Annotated in this window: 19 protein-coding genes and 1 pseudogene; 10 read left to right on the top strand and 10 right to left on the bottom strand. The window is 68.9% G+C overall.

Translation table 11 applies throughout. The annotated features are described in order from the left end of the window. Positions 1 to 282 (bottom strand): annotated as a pseudogene (locus A5714_RS08255) (hypothetical protein); the annotation flags it as partial. 18 nt (positions 283 to 300) lie between these two features. Next, positions 301 to 1,341 carry a phosphotransferase family protein gene (locus A5714_RS08250; protein WP_068284474.1) on the bottom strand — a complete coding sequence of 347 codons (1,041 nt, stop codon included), beginning with the start codon at positions 1,339 to 1,341 and terminating at the stop codon, positions 301 to 303. 125 nt (positions 1,342 to 1,466) lie between these two features. Between A5714_RS08250 and A5714_RS08245 the strand changes: the two genes are divergently transcribed. After that, positions 1,467 to 2,411 carry a class I SAM-dependent methyltransferase gene (locus A5714_RS08245; protein ID WP_068284472.1) on the top strand — a complete coding sequence of 315 codons (945 nt, stop codon included), beginning with the start codon at positions 1,467 to 1,469 and terminating at the stop codon, positions 2,409 to 2,411. Positions 2,412 to 2,788: 377 nt separating this feature from the next. Beyond that, the gene (locus A5714_RS08240; protein ID WP_197513613.1) at positions 2,789 to 2,983 is read left to right on the top strand and encodes a hypothetical protein; all 195 of its coding nucleotides are present in this window, start codon (positions 2,789 to 2,791) and stop codon (positions 2,981 to 2,983) included. Between the two features lie 82 nt (positions 2,984 to 3,065). On the opposite strand, the gene A5714_RS08235 is transcribed toward A5714_RS08240, so the two are convergent. After that, a complete protein-coding gene (locus A5714_RS08235) occupies positions 3,066 to 4,016 on the bottom strand; it encodes a zinc-binding dehydrogenase (RefSeq protein WP_068284470.1) in 951 nt (316 codons plus the stop codon). A 76-nt stretch (positions 4,017 to 4,092) separates the two neighbouring features. On the opposite strand from A5714_RS08235, the gene A5714_RS08230 reads away from it, so the two are divergent. The 5 genes from A5714_RS08230 (at position 4,093) to A5714_RS08215 (ending at position 7,347) form a co-directional block, all read left to right on the top strand. After that, entirely contained in the window at positions 4,093 to 4,506 is a 414-nt protein-coding gene (locus tag A5714_RS08230) for a MarR family winged helix-turn-helix transcriptional regulator (RefSeq protein WP_068284468.1), read from the top strand. Positions 4,507 to 4,576: 70 nt separating this feature from the next. Further along, positions 4,577 to 4,816 carry a hypothetical protein gene (locus A5714_RS08225; protein WP_068071314.1) on the top strand — a complete coding sequence of 80 codons (240 nt, stop codon included), beginning with the start codon at positions 4,577 to 4,579 and terminating at the stop codon, positions 4,814 to 4,816. A gap of 23 nt (positions 4,817 to 4,839) precedes the next feature. Continuing rightward, positions 4,840 to 4,995, top strand: a complete 156-nt coding sequence (locus A5714_RS25995) for a DUF6131 family protein (RefSeq protein WP_156671101.1) — start codon at positions 4,840 to 4,842, stop codon at positions 4,993 to 4,995. Between the two features lie 149 nt (positions 4,996 to 5,144). Next, positions 5,145 to 5,849 carry a two-component system response regulator TcrX gene (gene tcrX, locus A5714_RS08220; protein WP_068071316.1) on the top strand — a complete coding sequence of 235 codons (705 nt, stop codon included), beginning with the start codon at positions 5,145 to 5,147 and terminating at the stop codon, positions 5,847 to 5,849. Continuing rightward, complete coding sequence (locus tag A5714_RS08215) at positions 5,827 to 7,347, top strand: cell wall metabolism sensor histidine kinase WalK (RefSeq protein WP_068071318.1); 1,521 nt, start codon at positions 5,827 to 5,829, stop codon at positions 7,345 to 7,347. The genes tcrX and A5714_RS08215 overlap by 23 nt, the downstream gene beginning before the upstream one ends. Here A5714_RS08215 and A5714_RS08210 read toward each other — a convergent pair. After that, complete coding sequence (locus A5714_RS08210) at positions 7,340 to 7,801, bottom strand: lipoprotein LpqH (protein ID WP_068071320.1); 462 nt, start codon at positions 7,799 to 7,801, stop codon at positions 7,340 to 7,342. The two genes, A5714_RS08215 and A5714_RS08210, sit on opposite strands and share 8 nt — an antisense overlap. Positions 7,802 to 7,980: 179 nt before the next feature. Here A5714_RS08210 and A5714_RS08205 point away from each other — a divergent pair, with 179 nt between their 5' ends. Continuing rightward, entirely contained in the window at positions 7,981 to 9,855 is a 1,875-nt protein-coding gene (locus A5714_RS08205; protein ID WP_231975835.1) for an alkyl/aryl-sulfatase, read from the top strand. A gap of 5 nt (positions 9,856 to 9,860) precedes the next feature. On the opposite strand, the gene A5714_RS08200 is transcribed toward A5714_RS08205, so the two are convergent. Genes A5714_RS08200 through A5714_RS08180 form a run of 5 tightly spaced genes read right to left on the bottom strand, consistent with a single transcriptional unit; the run spans position 9,861 to position 14,535 of the window. Further along, entirely contained in the window at positions 9,861 to 10,829 is a 969-nt protein-coding gene (locus A5714_RS08200) for an NADPH:quinone oxidoreductase family protein (protein ID WP_068284464.1), read from the bottom strand. Beyond that, positions 10,829 to 11,443 (bottom strand): TetR/AcrR family transcriptional regulator, encoded by a 615-nt coding sequence (locus tag A5714_RS08195; protein ID WP_068284462.1) that lies wholly within the window; start codon positions 11,441 to 11,443, stop codon positions 10,829 to 10,831. The genes A5714_RS08200 and A5714_RS08195 overlap by 1 nt, the downstream gene beginning before the upstream one ends. Continuing rightward, a complete protein-coding gene (locus A5714_RS08190; RefSeq protein WP_068284461.1) occupies positions 11,424 to 12,707 on the bottom strand; it encodes an acyl-CoA dehydrogenase family protein in 1,284 nt (427 codons plus the stop codon). Before A5714_RS08190 ends, A5714_RS08195 begins: the two co-directional genes overlap by 20 nt. A 15-nt stretch (positions 12,708 to 12,722) precedes the next feature. Beyond that, positions 12,723 to 13,487 (bottom strand): SDR family NAD(P)-dependent oxidoreductase, encoded by a 765-nt coding sequence (locus tag A5714_RS08185; RefSeq protein ID WP_068284459.1) that lies wholly within the window; start codon positions 13,485 to 13,487, stop codon positions 12,723 to 12,725. A gap of 1 nt (position 13,488) precedes the next feature. Beyond that, entirely contained in the window at positions 13,489 to 14,535 is a 1,047-nt protein-coding gene (locus A5714_RS08180; protein ID WP_068284457.1) for a phosphotransferase family protein, read from the bottom strand. A gap of 108 nt (positions 14,536 to 14,643) precedes the next feature. Between A5714_RS08180 and A5714_RS08175 the strand changes: the two genes are divergently transcribed. Both A5714_RS08175 and A5714_RS08170 read left to right on the top strand, forming a co-directional pair. After that, positions 14,644 to 15,282: a histidine phosphatase family protein gene (locus A5714_RS08175; RefSeq protein WP_068071332.1), complete on the top strand. Its 639-nt coding sequence runs from the start codon at positions 14,644 to 14,646 to the stop codon at positions 15,280 to 15,282. Positions 15,283 to 15,366: 84 nt separating this feature from the next. Further along, a complete protein-coding gene (locus A5714_RS08170) occupies positions 15,367 to 16,416 on the top strand; it encodes a phosphotransferase family protein (RefSeq protein WP_068071334.1) in 1,050 nt (349 codons plus the stop codon). A gap of 16 nt (positions 16,417 to 16,432) precedes the next feature. Here A5714_RS08170 and A5714_RS08165 read toward each other — a convergent pair whose 3' ends face one another. Beyond that, positions 16,433 to 16,804: a lipopolysaccharide assembly LapA domain-containing protein gene (locus tag A5714_RS08165; RefSeq protein ID WP_068284455.1), complete on the bottom strand. Its 372-nt coding sequence runs from the start codon at positions 16,802 to 16,804 to the stop codon at positions 16,433 to 16,435. Positions 16,805 to 16,901 lie beyond the last annotated feature (97 nt).

The raw sequence follows: 16,901 nt of genomic DNA, 5'->3' as shown, positions 1-16,901 counted from the left end.
CTGCGCGGTCGGGGTGGTGCTGCTGGCGGCGCTGGTGTTCACGGTGGTCAAACTGACCTCGGGCGGTCCGGCCCAAAGCCCCGCCACCACAACCACACCGGCACCGTCCAGCGCCGCCAGCAGCACCACCCCGACCGCGCCGGCGGCGACCAGCGCGGCCGGTCGGCGATACCACGGAGTCGGCGGCGGCGGCGGTTCGGGCGCGGCGTCGTAATACCCGCCGTAGCGCGCGGCCGCGGTGGGCTCGGAGTAGTAATCGGGTTCTTCGGGATACGGCGGCACGAACGAGATGCTAGTAGCTCAAGCCTCGTTGTCGATGAGCCGCAACGCGCGCTCGAACAGATACACGGTGGCCGCGTGCAGTTGGTCACCGACGGCCCGGTCCGCCTGACCCGCGTAGGCGCGGGCCAGGGTCCCCTCGATGACGATGCCCAGCTTGAAGCACGCCAGCACCACGTACCAGGTCAGATGCGTCAGGTCCCGGCTGGTGTTGGCGGCGTACCGCTGTAACAGGTCGTCGGTGCTGGCCAATCCGTCCTGCCCGCCCAGGGCGTGGCTGAACACCGCCGAACCGTCGGATTGGCGCCAGGTGGCCAGCAGCCAGCCCAGGTCCAGCAGCGGGTCGCCGATGGTGCTCATCTCCCAGTCGACGATCGCGACCACGTCGTGGCCGGTGCGCGAGAACATGACATTGGCGGCGTGGTAGTCGCCGTGCATGATGCCAGGCGTCCACTGGGCCGGCCGGTGTTGCTCCAGCCAGGACGAGACTTCCCGCACCCCCGGGATCTGCGGCCCCGGGTAACCGTCGTATTGGTTGTAGGAGTCCAATTCTCCCAGCCAGCGGGGCACCTGGCGCTCGAGAAATCCCTCCGGCTTGCCGAAGTCGGCGAGACCGACCGCGACGTGGTCGACGGCGCCCAACTTGGCCAGCGCGTCGGCCATCGACAACCCCATGTGGAACCGCACTCCGGGGTCGGCGGCGTGCAGGGGCGGCAGGCCCTCGCCGGCGTTGAACCCGTCGATGGGCTCCATCAGATAGAAGACGGCGTCGCCCAGGACGGCGGGGTCCGCACAGGTGGCGATCAGATGCGGGTGCGGAACGTCCGAACCAGCCAGCGCGGCAAGGACTTTCGTCTCCCGCAGGATGACGCTGTTGCTGCGGGCACGCAGGTGTCGCGGTCCGCGCCGCAACACGTAGGGACGCCCGGCCCTGGTGAAACGCAACATCACGTTCTGGGTGCCACCGGTGACGGTGGCGACGTCCTGGATCGGACCCTCGCCGAGCCCCTGCGTCGACATCCATTCGGCGACGGCGGCCAAGTCCACGGCCTGCGGTGTCATGGCACTCCTTTTCCAACCTGTGGACCCTCTGGGAAAAGCGTAGGCCAGGGCCGGCGAGCGGCCGCTGGGCGGCGGCGGCTGGAAGAATAGTGTGCATAACTTACTTTCTGGGAAGGGGAACGACGATGCCGCGGACCGAAAACGATTCCTGGGACATCACGCACAGCGTGGGCGCCACCGCACTGGGGGTTGCGGCGGCGCGGGCCGCGGAGACGGCGAGCGAGAACCCGCTGATCAACGATCCGTTCGCGCGCGTGTTCGTCGATGCTGCGGGCCCCGGCATGTGGAGCATCTACACCGATCCCGAGTTGCTGGCCAAGGCCGTCGAGGCCGAGCCGGAGGTGCGGTCGCGGATCCAGCTGATGATCGACTTCATGGCGACCCGGACCGCCTTCTTCGACTCCTTCTTCCTCGACGCGGCCGACGCGGGGGTCCGGCAGGTGGTCATCCTGGCGTCCGGCCTGGACGCGCGCACGTGGCGGCTCCCCTGGCCCGACGGCACGGTCGTCTACGAACTCGACCAGCCCAAGGTGCTCGATTTCAAGTCCCACACCCTGCGTCAGCACGGCGCCAGCCCGACGGCGCAACTGGTCAACGTTCCGATCGATCTGCGGCAGGACTGGCCGAAAGCGTTGCAGGAGGCGGGCTTTGACGCGTCGCGCCCGGCGGTGTGGTCGGCCGAGGGTCTCGTCCGCTACCTGCCGGCGCAGGCCCAGGACCTGCTGTTCGAGCGGATCCACTCGCTCAGCGTCCCAGGCAGCTGGCTGGCGTCTAACGTGCCGGGCGCGGGCTTCACCGACCCGGCTCTGGTGGCGCGTCAGCGCGAGGACGAGCGGCGGATGCGGGACGTGGCCGCCAAGCTGGTCGACGGTGAAGTCACGGACTACGGCGACCTCTGGTACCCGGAGGAGCGCACCGCCGTGGACGCCTGGTTGCGCGAGCGTGGCTGGGACGTGGCGGCGTTGACGTTCCCCGAGCTGATGGCCCGTTACGGTCGCGCCTTGCCGTCGGGGGACGAGGACGCGATGCCGCCGACGGTGTACGTGTCCGCCCAGCGCCGGGCCGGCTGACCTCGACTCCGATAGCCGACGCACCGCGCCGGGAGGCCGGTCGGCCGCCGGCGGCAATCGCCGCGCAGCAGCGGGTGCGACGGGCGGCCGCGGCCCTGCGGCAAAACGGCCCGCGGCCGCCGTCGCGCCGAACTCGTTGACAGCAAACCGAATAGGTGGCTCTGCGCGCGTGGCCTGCCCGGTGCGGGCGGCGGGGCGAGCAACGTAACACCTTGCGGCGGAACGGGATTTTGCCGATTTGCTCCGCGGCTAGGGGGACGGCTGTGTTGTAAAGACGTTATGTCACAACATGATTCAGATGCGTTGATCGACTCGGCCGCGCGGGTACAAAGGTCGGCGTGAACAAAACAATTCGCATTGCAGCGTCATCGTTGGTCATGAGCGCCGGACTGGGGCTCGTCGGTGTGGGGGCGGCGGCGCTGGCCGAAGCCCAGCCGGCGCCGCTGCCGGATTACCACTGGTGCCCGGGGCAGTTCTGGGACCCGGGCTGGGGCGGCAACTGGGATCAGGGGCGCTGCCACGACGACCACTTCCGCGACGGAGAGCCGCGCGATCGCGGCCATTGGCACTGACGCCGCGCCGCTCGTGGTTGTGTCCGCTGTCCGTCACCGTGGCCGGCGCCTCTCCCGTCGGCCACGGTCGGACTCACGGCGACTAGGGCGTCAGCACGATCCGCTCGTCGACGTCGGTGGCTAACCACGCCGACTCCACCTCGGCGAGCGGGACCCCGCGAGCCGCGACATCGAAGGTGCCCGCGGTGATTTCGCTGATCAGCGCTGGCATCTCGACCAGGAAGTCGGCGGCGGACACCGACCCTTGGCCGCTGCCGACGATCTGCAGGCGCGACGAGCGAAGCGCCGCGGAGGCGATGTCGGCCGAAGCGCCGGCGACTGCGCCGATCTCGATCCAGGTCAACGGTTTTCCTGGGTCCGTGCGCACGGCCGCGATGCCGGCCATCAGCTCCGCGGTGATCGGGCCCCACAGGTAGTCGACGACGACGTCGACGTCGCGGGCCAGGTCGGCCAGTTCGGCGAGTGCCGCGGGCCCGCCGAGTTGCACGACGCCATCGGCCCCCAGACCGGGCAGTGTCGCGAGCCGCTGCGCGTCCCGCCCCGCGCCGATGACGTGACCGGCGCCCAGGTGCTTGGCCACCTGCACCGCCAGCCGCCCGGAGCTTCCGGTGGCGCCCAGCACGAGAACCGTTTGCCCGGGGGCGAACTGGACCCGCTGCCGCAGCGCTACCCACGAGGACATCACCGGGTTCGCCGCTGCGGCCACCAGAATCGGGTCGACGTCGTCGGGTAACTCGACGCTGCGGCGTGGGGCGATGACGGTCCGCTCGGCCATCGCACCGAGGGTGGTCTCGGGCAGGACGAAGTAACGCAGACTTCCGTCGGGTGCGCGCCCGACCCCGTCGATGCCGGGCACCAGCGGCAGCACACCGGAACTCGTGTAGTGCGACCCGTTGGCTTGGGAGCGGACCCGCGGACTCAGTCCTGCGGCAACCACGTTGACGACAACCTCGCCCGGCGACTGCGCGACGGGGTCGGGGAACTCGCGGTAGCTCGGCGGCTTGTCGAATGCGGTGACGACGGCAGCGCGCATCGGACCCTCCTCAAATAGTTCGCATTGGGAACTAAAATAGATCGTAATACGAACTATTGCAAGCTATAGTTCAGCCATGGACACGGCGGAGGATCTGAGAGACAGCCTGGTGCAGATGTCGTTCACGGTGGTCGCGGCGTTGAGTCGCGTTGCGGCCGAACATGATCTGTCGCTGACTCAGCTGCGGGTGCTCGGCATATTGCGGGATCGCGAACCGACCATGGCCGAGTTGGCCGGCTACCTGGGTCTCGAGCGCTCCACCGTCAGTGGCCTCGTAGATCGAGGCACCCAGCGCGGCTTGCTTCGCAAGAAGGCCGACCCCGCCGACGGCCGGTCGGTGCGGGTCTGCCTGACGGCGGAAGCGCGGCGTCTGGAGGTGGTGGTGCTGGGGAAAATCGGCGATCTCCTGGCGCCGTTGACCGATCGCCTGGGGCAGCCTGAGCAGCAGCGACTCGCCGGCCTGCTGACCAAAGCCCTCGGCAACGGCTAGCCGAATGCAGGTTTAGACATGAGTCGAATGGGTAACTACTCGCTCCACGAGAAACCTTTTCTCGACCACAATGGAGGTCACCATGCGTGGCAGCGGCATTATCAGCTCGGTTGCCCTGGTTTGGTTGATCATCGGAGTGATCGCAGCGTGGCAGCGCGATTACTTCAAGAACGACCAGACAACCTGCGCATCAGCGGGCACCGTCGCGGTGACCGTGATCGCGGGTCCATTGAATTACTTTGGCGTCAACCCGAAAGTTGCGGATTGCCACCTGCCGCAACCGAGTTCGATGCCAACGTTTCACCTCTAACCCCTCACCTGAACGGAGTTGACATGGTCATCTTGGGAATTGTCCTGCTAGTTCTCGGGTACTTCGTCCACGTACCGATTCTCACCACGCTGGGTGTGGTGCTGCTGGTCATCGGGGCCATCCTGTGGATCCTGGGCTCGGTGGGCCGCCCGGTCGCCGGACGGCGTTACTGGTACTAACCCGCTGGAAAAACGGCATCGCGCGGCTGCTCTGCAGTCGCGCGATTTCGTTTCACAGGACACGCATAGGTATGTCATAGCGGCGGCCTAGAGCCCGGCGGATACTGGAACTTGTGACACAGCCCCGAACTTCCGTAGAGCGGGTCGTGATGTGTCGTGCCGACGGCAACCCGATCAACGTCCTGGTGGTGGACGACGAGTCCGTCCTGGCCGAGATGGTGTCGATGGCCCTTCGGTACGAAGGCTGGAACATCGCCACCGCCGGTGACGGCGCGACAGCCATCGCGGCCGCGCGTGCCCAGCGACCCGACGTCGTCGTCCTCGACGTGATGCTGCCCGACATGAGCGGGCTCGACGTCCTGCACAAGCTGCGCGAGGAGAATCCGCAACTGCCCGTGCTGTTGCTCACGGCCAAGGACGCGGTCGAGGACCGCATCGCCGGGCTCACCGCCGGCGGCGATGACTATGTCACCAAGCCGTTCAGCATCGAAGAGGTGGTCCTGCGGCTGCGGGCGCTGTTGCGCCGCACCGGCGTGACGACGGTGGACAGCGGGGCCCAGTTGGTGGTGGGAGACCTGGTTCTGGACGAGGACAGCCACGAGGTCACCCGCGCCGGTGAGCCAATCTCGTTGACCTCCACCGAGTTCGAGTTGCTGCGCTTCATGATGCGCAACTCCAAGCGGGTGCTGAGCAAGGCGCAGATCCTGGACCGGGTGTGGAGCTACGACTTTGGCGGCCGATCCAACATCGTCGAGCTCTACATCTCCTACCTGCGCAAGAAGATCGACAATGGTCGCGAACCCATGATTCACACGCTGCGCGGCGCAGGTTATGTCCTCAAGCCGGCCCGCTGACACGGGGCGGGTCTGGTCCCTTCGGTTGCGGCTGCTCGTCGGGCAGATCGTCGTCCTGGCCTGCGTGTGCGTGGGCATCACCGCGGTCACGGAGCTGGCGCTCAACCACCACCTGGTCAAGCAACTCGACGGGCAGCTCGCCGGGACCTCCTACCGGTCCGCCTTGATGTATCCCGATCCGCCGCATTCGGGATGGCGGCATCAGCACTTCTACCCCAGGCCGGGCCCCGGTCCGCGCTTTTTGGACGCGCCGGGCCAGCCGGCGGGCATGGTGGCCGCGGTCGTCAGCCACGGGCAGACGGTCGATGCCGGCTATACCACGGCCAGCGGCGAGCGCGCCGAGCTGACGCCTACGGCCCAGCGCCAGTTGGCCGAAATCGCCGACGGCCGTAGGCCCGTCACCCTGGATCTCAACGGCTTGGGCCGCTACCGGGTAATCGCCGCGCCCAGCCGCAACGGGGGCGACGTCATCGTCACCGGGCTGTCCATGGCCAACATCGACGCCACCCTGATGCGGATGCTGGTGATCTTCGGGATCGTCACGGCGGTCGCGCTGGGCGCCGCGACCACCGCCGGCGTCGTCATCATCCGCCGTGCGCTGGCGCCGCTGCGCCGCGTCGCCCAGACGGCGAGCAAGGTGGCCGACCTGCCGCTGTCGCGCGGTGAGGTCGAATTGCCGGTGCGGGTGCGGGAATCGGACGCGAACCCCGCGACCGAGGTGGGCCAGCTCGGGGCGGCCCTGAACCGGATGCTCGACCACATCGCGGCCGCGCTGTCCGCGCGGCAGGCCAGCGAGACCCGGGTCCGTCAGTTCGTCGCCGACGCCAGCCACGAACTGCGCACCCCGCTGGCGGCGATCCGTGGCTACACCGAGCTGACCCAGCGCATGGGTGACGACCGCGAGGCCGTCGCGCAGGCGTTGAGCCGGGTGGCGTCGGAGACCGAGCGGATGACGCGCCTCGTCGAGGACCTGCTGCTGCTGGCCCGCCTGGACTCGGGCCGGCCGCTGGAACGCGAACCCGTCGACCTGTCGGCGCTGGCGGTGGACGCCGTCAGCGACGCGCACGTCGCCGGGCCCGACCACCAGTGGGAACTCGACCTGCCCGACGAGCCGGTCATGGTCACCGGCGACGCGGCCCGGCTGCACCAGGTGCTGGCCAACCTGTTGGCCAACGCCCGCGTCCACACCGGCGCCGGCACCGTCGTGACCACGCGGTTGGCCGCCGAGCCGGAGGACACCGTGCTCCAGGTCATCGACAACGGACCCGGAATCCCCGCGACACTGCAGTCCGAGGTCTTCGAGCGCTTCGCGCGCGGCGACTCCTCCCGTTCCCGCAAGGGCGGCAGCACCGGGCTGGGCCTGGCGATCGCGTCGGCGGTGGTCAAAGCGCACCACGGCACGATCAGCGTGGACAGCGCGCCCGGCCGCACCGCGTTCACGGTGCGGTTGCCACTCAACGGGGCGAATGGCAACCGCCGGCCGGAGACCCCTAGCTAGAGCAGGTCACGTCGATCTCGAAGGGCTTGTTCACCGTCTGCGTCGGGTTGGCCATGTCGACCCCCGTCGCGGTGCCGGTGATCTTGTAGTGGTTGCCGTCCTTGGTCGCCGACGCGTTACCGCCGACTCCGCCTTGGGTGTAGGCCAGCGTGACACCGTTGACGTTGCCCAGGCCCACCGACTTCACCTGCGGGGGGTTTCCGTCACTCAGGACCGCCCCGATGCCGGTGGCTTTCTCGCCGATCGCGATGTTGACGGTGCCGCCGGCGGTGTTGCACGCCACCGAGCCGGCCACGTTCTGGTTCTTGCCGTCGATGGTCACCGTGGGGCCGCTGCCGCCGCCCGAGGTGTTCCCGCCGGAGCTGCCGTTCGACGATTTGTTGCTCGAACAGCCGGAAATGCCCGCGGCCAGAATTGCCACTCCTACCGCGGCGATCGTCAGTTCACGCTTCACCTGGACTCCTTTGCCCGAAGTTGCGGTCCTCGGCATTGAGGGCCGTGGAGGCAGTATGAGGGTTAACTGAGCCTGAGATCCAGGCCCCCGAGAAATTGTTTCTGTGTTCATTAATTGGTCGGCGTAAAGCAGCGTGAATGGCCTGCGCGGAATGGCGGATTAATGGCAATGTAGCGGCCGTGGACCGCACACCTGTCAGCCCAGTGATCGAGTCGGCGCATCGAGCGCACCACCTGCCTTTCGACGACACCGCCGACTTCGCCGACGCCGACCGCGGCTTCATCGCCGCGTTGTCGCCCTGCGTCATCACGGCGGCCGACGGGCGAGTGGTATGGGACAACGACGCGTATGCCTTCTTGGACGGCCAGGCGCCGGCCTCGGTGCACCCAAGCCTGTGGCGGCAGTCGACCCTGGCCGCCAAACAGGGTCTCTACGAGGTGGTTTCGGGGATCTACCAGGTCCGCGGGTTCGACCTCTCGAACGTCACCTTCGTCGAGACCGACACCGGCGTCATCGTCATCGACCCGCTGGTGTCGACGGAGGTCGCCGCGGCGGCGCTGCAGCTGTATCGCGAGCACCGGGGCGGCGACCGGCCCGTCGTGGCGGTGATCTACACCCATAGCCACGTCGACCACTTCGGCGGCGTCCTCGGCGTCACCTCGCAGGCCGAGGTCGACTCCGGCGCCGTGGCCGTCCTGGCGCCCGAAGGCTTTACCGAACACGCCGTCCAGGAGAACGTCTACGCCGGGCCCGCGATGACCCGCCGCGCCACGTACATGTACGGGTCGCTGCTGCCCCGGGGGCCCCGGGACCAGGTGGGGTGCGGGCTAGGTCAGGCCGCGTCGACGGGCGAGGTGGCCATCATCGTCCCGACCGTCGACATCCGCGCCACCGGTGAGACGCACATCATCGACGGCGTCGAGATCGAGTTCCAGATGGCCCCGGGCACCGAGGCACCGGCCGAAATGCACTTCTATTTTCCGGGTTTTCGCGCGCTGTGCATGGCCGAGAACGCGACCCATAACCTGCACAACCTGTTGACCCTGCGCGGCGCGCTGGTGCGCGACCCCCGCGCCTGGGCGGGATACCTCACGGAGGCGATCGACGCCTTCGGTGACCGCGCCGACGTGGTGTTCGCGTCGCATCACTGGCCCACCTGGGGGCGCGACAACATCGTCGCGTTCCTGTCGCTGCAGCGCGACCTGTACGCCTACCTGCACGACCAGACGCTACGGCTGCTCAACCGGGGATTCACCGGCGTGGAGATCGCCGAGATGTTCCAGATGCCGCCGGCGCTGGAGCGGGCGTGGCACGCCCGCGGCTACTACGGCTCGGTCAGCCACAACGTCAAGGCGATCTATCAGCGATACATGGGCTGGTTCGACGGCAACCCGGGGCGGCTGTGGCCGCACCCGCCGGAGGCGCTGGCGCCCCGTTACGTGGCGGCGATGGGCGGCATCGACCGTGTCGTCGAGCTGGCCCAGCAGGCCTTCGATGGCGGTGACTTCCGTTGGGCCGCAACCCTGCTCGACCATGCGATGTTCACCGACAGCAAGCATCCCGGCGCCCGCGGCCTGTACGCCTCGACCCTCGAGCAGCTGGCCTACGGGGCCGAGAACGCCACCTGGCGCAACTTCTTCCTGAGCGGGGCGACGGAACTGCGCGACGGCAACCTCGGCACGGCGGCGCAGGTCGCCTCGGCGACCATGCTCGCCCAGCTCTCTGCGGAGCAGATCTTCGACAGCCTGGCCATCCGCGTCGACGGGCCGCGCGGTTGGGGCCTCGACATCACCATCGACCTCGCGTTCGCCGATGCGGCCATCAACTACCGGCTGACCTTGCGCAACGGCGTGCTGGTCCACCGTCAGGCGCCCGCGGATCCGGCCACGGCCACCGTCACCCTCGAGCTGGCCGGCAAGGACCGGCTGCTGGCCGTCGCCTTCGGCGATTTCACGTCACCGGGGCTGACGGTCTCCGGGGATGCGTCTGCGCTGCAAGCCTTTTTGGGTGTGCTGGATCGACCCGACCCCGGATTCAACATCGTCACGCCCTAACCCGGTCAGGCGACGTCGATGACGACCTTGCCCAACACCTTTCGATCGGCCACGTAGCGCAGCGCGGCGGCGGTCTCGGCCAACGGGAACCGGGCGCCGATGTAGGGCCGAACGGTGCCGTCGGCGAACATCTGCGACAGCTCGGCCAGGTCGCGCGCGCCCTGCTCGGGATGGTCGGCCATAAAGGTGCGAATCTCCATGCCCCGCACGCAGATATCCTTCAGCAGAACCAGGTTCAGCGGTATCGCGGGGATGGTGCCCGTCGCGTAGCCCAGCGTGACGAAGGTGCCGCCCCGGGCGAGCGCGCGTAGCGCCGGTTCGGCGTACCCGCCGCCGACGGGATCCAGCACCACGCGCGCGGCGTCGCCGGTGAGCTCGCGGATCCGCGACTTGAGGTCTTCGCGGTCGTAGTCGACGGTGGCCTCGGCGCCGCGCTCGCGGCACAGCGCGAGTTTGTCCGCGCTCGACGCGGCGGCCAGCACGCGAGCCTTCATCGCGACCGCCAGATCGACCGCGGCGAGCCCGACCCCGCCCGCGGCGCCCAGCACCACCACCCAGTCGCCCGGTGCGACGGCCGCGGTCGACCGCAGGGCGTGGTAGGCCGTGCGATAGGTGACGCCGAAGGCCGCGGCGGAGGCGAAGTCGGCGTCGTCGGGCACGCTCTGCGCCTGGGCCGCGTCCAGCAGCGCCCGCTCGGCGAAGGCCCCGAACGTCGTTCCGGCCACCCGCTGGCCCGGGGTGAACGACGCTCCCTCGCCGGCGGCGATGACCTCGCCCGCGATTTCGTTGCCGGGGATGAACGGTGGCGGGATCTTGACCTGGTATTTGCCCGCGATGAACAGCACGTCGGGGAAATTGACCGCCGCGGCGCGCACCCGCACCAACAGCTGACCGGGACCGGGTACGGGGTCGTCGACGTCGTCGACGACGAGATCCTCCGGCGTGCCGTAGGCCCGGCAAATCACAGCGCGCATCAGCTGACTCCCAGTCCGTGTAGACAGAATTGCACCACATGCGCGATGTCGTCGGCCGTGGGCCGCTCGGTCGAGCCGACGTAGTGCCGCAGGGTGTGGGCGGTGCAGCCGAAGACTGCCTCGACGTCGCGTTCGACGTCGCTGGTGCCCAGCGCCGCAACGGGTTCGACCAGTAGCGCGCGCAGCGGTCGCAGTATCTCCCGGTCGGCCGTCCGGCTGGCGACTGGCAGCTGCCCGGCCGCGGCCCGGCTCATGCTGATCAGGTGGGGATCGGCCACCTGGGCGAGCGTGCCCTCGATCCACCGCGCGATCTGGTCGCGCGGCGTCGATTCCTTCGCCATCCGGTGCTGCAGGTAAGACACCACGAGGGCGACGCCGCGCTCCATGACGGCCAGGATCAGATCGTCCTTGCCCGCGAAGTACCGGTAGAAAGCCTTGTTCGACGACCCGGCCTCGGCGACGATGTCGCTGACCCGCGGCGGGTCGGGCGCCACCCGTTCCATGACGCGCACCGCGGCGGCCAGGATGCGCTCCACCTCCGCGGTGGCCTCGCGCTGCCGCTCGTCGAGCGCGCGCTCGACCGCCGCCGCGACCCTAGAGGTCAACGCGCTCACCGTATTTGGCGCGCGCGGCCGCGCGCCGCACCGCCAGCATCTCACTGGGCCATTCACTGTCCTCGGCGTCATAGTCCCTGAGCAGCATCCGCGCCAGGTTCACCTTGTGCGCCTCGGTGGGGCCGTCGGCCAGGCCCAGCGCGATGCCGCCCAACAAGACGTTCACCAGGGGCAGCTGGTCGGTGAGGCCGAGCGCGCCGTGCACCTGAATCGCCCGCATCCCAATGGACTTGAGCACCTGTGACGCCAGGATCTTGCACGCGGCGATCTCGGCGCGGGCGGCCAGCTCGTCGCCGCTGTCGATCAGCCAGGCGGCGTGCAGCACGGTCAACCGGAACGGGATCAGCTCGGTGTAGGAGTCGGCGACGAACTGCTGCACGAGTTGCTTGTCGGCCAACGAACTGCCTTGGGTGAAACGACTTTTCGCCCGCCGACTCATCATCTCCACGGCGCGTTGTGCCATCCCGATCGAGCGCATCGCGTGGTGCAACCGCCCACCGGCGAGCCGCGTCTGCAGAATATGGAAGCCCTGCCCCGGCTCGCCCAGCAGTGCCGCGGCGGGCACCCGCACCGCGTCGTAGTGGACCAGCGAGTGACCGGGCTCGTGCGGTTCGGCGCCCACCAGATGGTGGGTGGCCTCGACGCACAGCCCCGGTGTGCCGGCGGGGATCAAAAACGTCGACGCGCCACGGTGCACAGGTACGTCGGGATCGGTGATGGCCACCACGATGAAAAAGGTTGCTACGGAGGCGTTGGACGAGAAGTACTTTCGGCCGGTGATCACCCAGCCGTCGCCGTCGCGCTCGGCGCGAGTCGTGAAGACGCGGGGATCGGCGCCGCCCTGCGGTTCGGTCATGGAGAAGCAGGAGAAGATCTCGCCGGACAGCAAGCCCGCCAGGTAGCGGTCCTTCTGTTCCGGGGTGCCGAAGCGGGCGATGATCTCGGCGTTGCCGGTATCCGGCGCCTGCGTTCCGAACACGATGGGGGCCCAGGGGCTGCGGCCCAGGATCTCGTTGATCAGGGTCAGCTTGACGGCACCGAATCCCTGGCCGCCCAATTCCGGGCCCAGGTGGGGCGCCCACAGGCCCTCGTCGCGGACCCGCTGTTTGAGCGGGTCGACGATGCGGCGGCGCTCGTCGTTGAGCGGCAGGAATTCACAGCCGCCGAACAGCACCTCCAGCGGCTCCACCTCGTCGCGCACGAACCCGCGGATCCAGTCGAGCTTCCGTTGGAATTCGGGCTCGGTGGAGAAGTCCCAGGCCATTCGATTCTCCTCGTGTCAGGGGATCCCGCCGTCGGCCCGCACGATGGACCCGGTGGTGAAGCTGGACGCGTCGGACACCAAAAACAGTGCGGCGCCGACGATTTCGTGAGGATCACCGGCGCGCCGCAGCGACAGATGACCGAACGGCGCGGTCTCGGCGGCCTCGAGATTCCAGGCCTTGCTCACGTCGGTGAGAAAGGGTCCTGCCATCAGCGTGTTGACCCGCACGGTGGGGCCCAAGGCGCGCGCCAGGCCCTCCGTCATCGCGTTCAGTCCGGCCTTAGCGGCGGCGTACGGAATGATGCCGCCGTCCGGCCGCAGCGACCCGGTGGAGCTGACGTTGATGATCGACCCGCGGCCCGCCGCCACCATCCGCTCACCCACCAGCGCCGACAACCGGAACGGGCCCTTGAGATTCAGGTTGACCACGGCGTCGAACAACTTCTCCGTGACGTCGGTGAGCTTGTCGTAGAGCGGCGACATGCCGGCGTTGTTGATCAGCGCGTCCACCTTGCCGAACCGGTCGTAGCTGGCCTCGACCAGCCCGTCGAGTTGGTCCCAGCGGCCGACGTGCACCTGGTAGGGGAGCGCCGAGCGGCCCGTCTGGGCCTCGATCTCTCTGGCGGTGGCCACGCAGTTGTCCATGTTGCGGCTGGCGATCACCACATCGGCTCCGCACCGCGCGGCGGCGAACGCCATCTCGCGGCCAAGGCCCCGGCTGCCGCCGGTGATCAACACCACCCGGTCGGTGAGGTCGAAAAGGGTGTCGGCATAACCCATTTCAGCGGCCACCGGAAGGCTGGGCGCGGGCGAGCTCGGCGGCCGTGGCGATGAGCTTGGGAATCATCGAACCGAAGGCCGCGCTGATCTTGGGGTCAACCTTGCCGGTCCGTACCCCGGCGGCATAGGTCTTCTCCAGCACGATGCCCAGCTTCCAGTTGGCCAGCACCAGGTAATAGCCGATGTTCTCGGTGGACAGCCCGCTGACCGCCTCGTAGCGCTCCAGCAGCTCGCTGCGGGCGGGCATCCCGCGCATGTCCAGGTAGAAGCCGTCGGTGCTGGGTTCGTCGCCGTCGTATCCCAACAGCGCCCAGGCCAGGTCCAGCAGCGGGTCCCCGACGGTCGTCATCTCCCAGTCCACGATTGCGGCCAGTCGAGCCGGCTTCCCGTGCGCGAACATGACATTGGCGAACTGGTAGTCCCCGTGCATGATGCCCGGGCGGTACCGCACGGGAATGTTGCGGCGCAGCCAATCCGCGGCGTCGTCGAGCCCCGGCAGGTCGCGGACCTTGTACGAGTTCAGGAAGGCCAACCACCGGTCCACCTGCCGCTCGTGGAAGCCGTCGGGCCGGCCGAAGCCGTCGAGCCCCTGCGCGCGCCAGTCGACCCGGCCGAGCCTGGCCGCGCCCTCGACCAGTTCGAACGCCAGCTGCCGCCGGGCCTGCAGGTCGGTGTCGAACGGCGCCTGCCATCCGCCGTCCATCGGACTCCACCCGTCGATCGCCTGCATCACGTAGAACGGCATCCCGAGAACGCTGCCGGTCTCGTCGGCGGCCACGAGCGCGGCGTGCGGGACGTCGGTCCCCGCCAGCGCCCGCACCAACCGGATCTCCCTGAGGAGGCCGTCGATTCGCGCGGCGTCGGCGCGCGGGCCGGGCATGCGTAACACCAGGCGTTGTCCACCGCGCCGGATCAGGTACAGGGTGTTCTGCGAGCCGCCCCTGAGCTGTTCCAGGACGGGTTCCTCCCCGGCTCCCGGCGCATCGTTCGCGTCAAGCCAGCGCCCAAGCACGCCCGGCTGCACTTGGGTTCCCTCGGCAGTCGCCATTGTCCGCACACCCCACTCTCGCTGCGGAGAATAGCATTCTCCGGTGGGCCGGTCCGCGCGGCGCATGCAAGGCTGGCAGGGCCAGCCCACCGACGACGGGACGATCCCATGCAACTGCTTCTGGTCCGCCACGCCCTACCGCTGCGCAGCGAACCCGGCGAAGGCTCCGACCCGGAGCTCTCGGCGGAGGGAATAGCGCAGATCGAGCGGCTCCCCGACGCGCTGGCCCGGTTCCCCATCTCGCGGGTGGTGAGCAGTCCGCAACGGCGTGCGATCCAGACCGCGGAACCCGTCGCGGCGGCCCGCGAGCTGACGGTCGAGATCGACGATCGCTTCGCCGAGTACGACCGCGACCTCAAGCTCTACATCCCGGTCGAGCAGATCCGCGCGGAGATGCCTGAGGAGTGGGCGCGCCTGGCGCAGGGCCACCTGCCCAGTGCCGTCGACGAAGACGCGTTCCGCGACCGGGTCCGCGCCGCGGTGGGCGACCTGGTGTCCGCCGCCGACCCCGAGGACACGGTGGCGGTGTTCAGCCACGGCGGCGTGATCAACGTGCTGTTGCACGAAATCCTCGGGACGGCGCGGCTGTTGTCGTTCCCAGTCGACTACGCGTCGGTGACCCGGCTGCTGTACTCCCGGTCCGGGCAAGCCACCGTGGCCGCGGTCAACACCACCGAGCACGTGTGGGATCTGTTGCCCCGCAACCAGCGGCTGCTCGATGACGCGACGGGTGGCGGCTCGGCGTGATCGACGAGACCGCCGAGGCCCGACGACGCCCGACGATGCCGTGGTGGTGCAGCCCGCCGCCGGCCGCGATGGTAAACAAGATCGGTGACTACAGCTGACCAACTCGAGGGCCTCGACCTGGCCTCGCTGGATCGGTACCTGCGTTCCCTAGGCATCGAACGCGACGGCGAGTTGCGTGGCGAGTTCATCTCCGGCGGGCGGTCCAACCTGACGTTCCGGGTCTACGACGATGCGACCAGCTGGCTGGTGCGACGCCCGCCGCTGCACGGCCTGACCCCGTCGGCGCACGACATGGCCCGCGAATACCGCGTGGTCGCCGCCCTGCAGGACACGCCCGTCCCGGTGGCCCGCACGGTCGCGCTCTGCAAGGACGACGCGGTGCTGGGGGCGCCCTTCCAGATCGTGGAATTCGTTGCCGGGCAGGTGGTCCGCCGCCGTGGTCAGCTCGAGTCGTTCAGCCACACCGTGATCGGCAGCTGCGTCGACTCGCTGATCCGGGTGTTGGTCGATCTGCACAACGTCGACCCGGACGCCGTCGGCCTCGGCGATTTCGGCAAGCCCAGCGGATACCTGGAGCGCCAGGTGCGGCGCTGGGGCTCGCAGTGGGCGCTGGTGCGGCTCCCGGACGATCGGCGCGACGCCGACGTGGAGCGGCTGCACGCGGGCCTGAACGCGGCAATTCCGCAGCAGAGCCGGACCTCGATCGTGCACGGCGACTTCCGCATCGACAACACCATCCTGGACGCGGACGACCCGACGACGGTGCGGGCGGTCGTCGACTGGGAGCTTTCGACGCTGGGCGATCCGCTCTCCGACGCGGCGCTGATGTGCGTGTACCGCGATCCGGCGCTGGACCTCATCGTCAACGCGCAAGCGGCTTGGACCTCACCGCTGCTGCCCAACGCCGACGAACTCGCGGACCGCTACTCGCTGGTCGCGGGCCTACCGCTGGCGCATTGGGAGTTCTACATGGCGTTGGCCTACTTCAAGCTGGCCATCATCGCCGCCGGCATCGACTTCCGTCGGCGGATGTCCGACCAGGCCCGCGGCCTGACGGATAGCGAGCACGCGCCCGAGGTGGTGGCGCCGCTCGTCTCGCGCGGCCTGGCCGAACTCGCCAAGCTGCCGGGTTAGTCGACCGGCAACCGGCCTAGCGCAGTGTGGCCGCGTGATTCTTCTTGGCGGCGCGGCGCAGTTGGACGATGCGCGCGGTCCCGACCGCCACCGTGATCAGCCCGCCGACCACCGCCGCCAACAGGATCGCCACCCCCAACGGGAGGCTCCAGTGCCACACCAGGAACTGAAACCGCGTCGACGCCGTGTTCTGGGTGATGAAAACCAGCAGGGCGATCAGGATCAGGAAGCCGACGGTCAGCGACGACCACAACGCGCCGGCGCGGGTGAACGGGATCGCCGGATCCTTGCGCGCCGCCCCGGCCGGCGGCGTGGCGGCCGCGCCGGTCGGCGGCGGGGCGACAGGCTTGTGCGGCGGCTGGCCGGGCGCAGGGGTGTTGCTGCTCATAGTGTCATCTTTGTCCGATCCGGCGCGGAATGAAACCAAACCGCTCACCCCGGTTTGCGCAGGGCCGGTCGCGAGGCCGTCCGAGACGTTAGTGTCG

The organism is Mycobacterium sp. E2462 (genome assembly GCF_001672685.1).
GTDB lineage: Bacteria > Actinomycetota > Actinomycetes > Mycobacteriales > Mycobacteriaceae > Mycobacterium.
Note: the sequence above shows the minus strand (reverse complement) of the source record. Positions and strands in the feature narration are given on the sequence as shown.